This window comes from Nocardia pseudovaccinii NBRC 100343, assembly GCF_001613225.1.
GTDB lineage: Bacteria > Actinomycetota > Actinomycetes > Mycobacteriales > Mycobacteriaceae > Nocardia > Nocardia pseudovaccinii.
The window spans coordinates 1-3,449 of the sequence record NZ_BDBY01000241.1 but is presented as its reverse complement, the minus strand read 5'-3'; the positions used below and the strand labels follow the sequence as shown (position 1 = coordinate 3,449).

5 protein-coding genes are annotated in these 3,449 nt (G+C 65.3%); 3 read left to right on the top strand and 2 right to left on the bottom strand.

Annotated elements, in window-relative coordinates; genetic code table 11:
- The coding region (locus NP3_RS29945) for an acyl-CoA dehydrogenase C-terminal domain-containing protein (RefSeq protein WP_169814598.1) at positions 1-444 on the top strand (444 nt) is incomplete at its 5' end.
- A 1-nt stretch (position 445) separates the two neighbouring features.
- On the opposite strand, the gene NP3_RS29940 is transcribed toward NP3_RS29945, so the two are convergent.
- Positions 446-1,330 (bottom strand): nuclease-related domain-containing protein, encoded by an 885-nt coding sequence (locus NP3_RS29940; RefSeq protein ID WP_063044957.1) that lies wholly within the window; start codon positions 1,328-1,330, stop codon positions 446-448.
- A gap of 332 nt (positions 1,331-1,662) precedes the next feature.
- Between NP3_RS29940 and NP3_RS29935 the strand changes: the two genes are divergently transcribed.
- Together NP3_RS29935 and NP3_RS51210 are read left to right on the top strand one after the other, a co-directional pair.
- A complete protein-coding gene (locus tag NP3_RS29935; protein WP_084509161.1) occupies positions 1,663-2,196 on the top strand; it encodes a carboxymuconolactone decarboxylase family protein in 534 nt (177 codons plus the stop codon).
- Between the two features lie 269 nt (positions 2,197-2,465).
- Complete coding sequence (locus NP3_RS51210; protein ID WP_281197609.1) at positions 2,466-2,597, top strand: hypothetical protein; 132 nt, start codon at positions 2,466-2,468, stop codon at positions 2,595-2,597.
- A 10-nt stretch (positions 2,598-2,607) separates the two neighbouring features.
- On the opposite strand, the gene NP3_RS29930 is transcribed toward NP3_RS51210, so the two are convergent.
- Positions 2,608-3,375, bottom strand: coding sequence for a TetR/AcrR family transcriptional regulator (locus NP3_RS29930; RefSeq protein ID WP_063044959.1), 768 nt, complete (start codon positions 3,373-3,375; stop codon positions 2,608-2,610).
- Positions 3,376-3,449 lie beyond the last annotated feature (74 nt).

Sequence of the window (3,449 nt, the reverse complement as noted above, 5' to 3'; positions counted from 1 at the left end):
ATTCGGGACAAGGGTGTGGCGTTCGCACACGTCAATGGGCAGATCGCCGCCTTCCTGGAGGCGAAGACCGGTCGCTTCGAAACCGAGCGGGCGCTGCTGGCGACCGCGGTCGCCGATGTGCGGGCGATGGCCGCCGCGCTGACCGGCTATCTGATGGCCTCCCAACAGGATCCGAAGGAGCTGTACAAGGTCGGGCTCGGCTCGGTGCGCTTCCTGCTCGCGGTCGGCGATCTGCTCATCGCCTGGCGACTGCTGGCGCAGGCCGAGATCGCGGCCGCCGCACTGGCCGCCGAAGCACCGGAGAGGGATCGGGCGTTCTATTCCGGAAAAGTCGCTGTCGCAAGCTTCTTCGCGAAGAACGCACTGCCGGAACTGACCGCGGTGAAGAACATTATCGCCGCGATCGATAACGACATCATGGAGCTGGACGAAGCCGCGTTCTGACTCAGCAGTTGGACTGGAGGGGCCAGCACTCGGTCGAACGGCGCGGCGGCGGCGAGGGCGTCACGCTGGTCGTCGAAGTGTCCGGGTCGCGGGCCGGATCAGCCGAATCGTGCGCGAGCGAGCTCGCGATCACGATGAGGACCACCACCATTCCGACCAGGGCAACCGCGAAGACCACCCACCCCGCCGCCGTCTGCCGCCTGCTCGGCGGCAGCGGCGCGGGGATGACGTGCCTGCGCAGCTCGCGCGCCGACGGCGACGGCGCTTTGGGCTGTACCTCGTCGAAGCCGTCCGCGAGCAACTCGGCGCGGGAAGGCTTTTCGGTGAGGCCGAGCGCATCGCAGGCCGCGACGACCCGATCCGCGGTCCAGCTACGCGGTCCGGCCGAGAAACCCTCGAGGTAGATACGGAGTTCGGTCGCGTCACGGGCGTTCGAGACGACGATATCCATGCCGGGGCGCAGATTGGTTCGAGCAGGCCGCACCGCGACCCCACGAAACGGCACGAGCACGATGGCGCCGCAGATGTGGCCCGGATCGATCAGCGCCCGCTCCAGCCGGGTCTTCACCGCATGCGTGCTGTGCTCCAGCTGATCGACGGGATTGCCGGAGATCTCCTCGTCCAGATCGGCGGGCTCCGCGCTGATCGTCCACGGACCGTCGCCCGGAATGCTCAGGATCCCGCTCTGGCGGCGGCGGAAGCCCTTGATATCGGTCACGGTAATGCCGCGCGGGGTCAGAATGATCGCATCGACGCGACGGGATCCGTGATCGCCGACCTCCAAGCCGACCAACGCGAGACCGGTCGTCGGATACGACCGCAGGCATTCGACGAATTCCTGTTCGGCCCCGGAGAGATCAGCTCCGGTCTTGATCTTCACCAGCATCGCGTATTCCCTACCCTCATCCGGTTCGACTCGGCGTCCCACCGTCCACCGCGCCGGTACTGATGATGACCCGCCGTCGCCGCGAAGACCACCGGAAAGCCAAGAAGACCAGCACAATTCAGCTATAGCAAACCGGTCAGTCGGATCTATCACTACTGGCCGATCCCCTAGCGGTACCCCTAGAACTGCGCGGATAAGCCGAGGTCCCGGAACCACGACCCGCACAATTCAGCGCCGATCGCCGACGTACCCGCTAGTACGCTCGGATTCGGTCCGGCAGGACGGACCCCGCCACCGGCGGCGGATAAGGAGGCATGAGCATGGTTTCGGCGTTGCAACCACGCATTTCACCCGGTCGGCTCCGCGAGCTGGGTCCGATCAATTGGGTTGTTTGGCAAATACTTTCACGGGCGGCGGGGACGGACGACGCACATCTGTTCAGCACACTCGGCCGCACCAAGGGACTGTTCCGCGGCTGGCTGCACTTCTCCGGGCGATTGATGCCGGGCGGCCGACTGCCCAGGCACGAATCCGAGCTGGTCATCCTGCGCGTCGCACAGCTGCGCGACTGCGCCTACGAAATGGACCATCACATTCGGCTCGGCAGGCGGGCGGGCGTCACGCCGGAAATCCTGGACCGGGTTCGCACCGGCCCCGCTGCCGATGGATGGTCGGGCAAGCATCGTGCGCTGCTCACCGCCGTCGACAAGTTGGTCGAAACGCGCGATATCGATGACGCCACCTGGTCCGCGCTTGCCGAGCACTACGACGAGCGCAGCCTGATCGAAATCGTGCTGCTCATCAATCAGTACGAGGGGCTGGCCGCGACCATCACCGCGCTGCGGATCCAGCGCGACGGCGTTTGAGTGACCGCGGCGTCGGCGCCAGTTCGCCCCCGCCAACGCCGCCCATTCTCGATTTAGCAATTCCAGAGCGATCACCCGTGACAGCCCCTAAACTGAAACACGACACGCACAGAGTGACGATTTTCATCCCGTCGTCACGTAGTAACCAGAGCTTTCGAGACACATACCGATGTGTGTCGCACGCCATAGTGTGACAGCACCAGGATCGGAAACCCCTCCATCAAGCTAGCTGACCATTTGCTGTCGGCTCGATAGAGAAAGGGGCCGTCATGACTGTCAGCCTCGTGTTGATCGTGGCGGGATTCATTCTTCTGTCCATCGTGATCACCAGCTTCCTGCTCCCCAGCGGTGCGGATACCGCACGGCATCCGAAACCCCACAACGAGACCGGTGATCAGTAAGCCCTGCGGCTCAGCGGTTTTCGATGAGCTGGGCCAGGCCGTCCAGGACTCGAACCAGACCGAATTCGTAGGCGTGGTCGGCGCTGTAGGCGGAGTCGTGCGCCTGCCCCGCGACCGCGCCGACGCGGGCGGCCAGCGGATAGCGCTCGGCATCGAAGAATTGAGCCAGTAGCGGGGCGGCGCGTTCCCACCATTGCCGGTCGGACATGGCGCTCTCGGTCGCGGCGCGTTCGGTGTCGATAGCGATGCGCGCCACCGAGGTGACGAAGCCCAGGACGTAGGTGACGGCGGCGTCCATCTCGAGATCGTCGAGACTGAGGCCGTCGAAAGCGCGCAGTTCATGTTCATATTTGGCGGCAACGCCCGGGCCGAGCGGTGGCCGCGTGGTCGGCAGGTAGGCAACCCATGGGTGGCGGACCAGCATGGCGCGATTCTCGGCGGCGATCGTCGTGACGCGATCGCGCCAGGGCAGATCGGTCAGATCGGCACGCGACATCTCCCGATAGACCGCGTCGATCATGAGGTCGACGAGTTCCGCCTTGCCCGGCACGTAGGTGTAGGTAGCCATCGGGGTCAAGCCCAGCTGCGTGGCTACGGCTCGCATGGTGAGCGCGCCGATCCCATCCGCATCCGCGATGTCGATGGCCACCGCGACCACAGCATCCACACTGCTGCGCTGCTTCGGTCCACGCACCGATGCGGCGGGCACGCGCCACAGCAGTTCCAAGGTGCGCACGGGATCACCCGCGCCGCTGCGGTCCCGTGACTGCTCGGCCATGCCGCCTCCTCGTGTTCGCGAGATCCCGATCGCATCGGCGTGATCCACATGACAGTGTGACCGGTCGGGAATTT

Coding starts and splice junctions, on each gene's coding strand:
- NP3_RS29940 (WP_063044957.1), bottom strand. CDS start 1,330: ATGCTGGTGAAGATCAAGACCGGAGCTGATCTCTCCGGGGCCGAACAG.
- NP3_RS51210 (WP_281197609.1), top strand. CDS start 2,466: ATGACTGTCAGCCTCGTGTTGATCGTGGCGGGATTCATTCTTCTGTCC.
- NP3_RS29930 (WP_063044959.1), bottom strand. CDS start 3,375: ATGGCCGAGCAGTCACGGGACCGCAGCGGCGCGGGTGATCCCGTGCGC.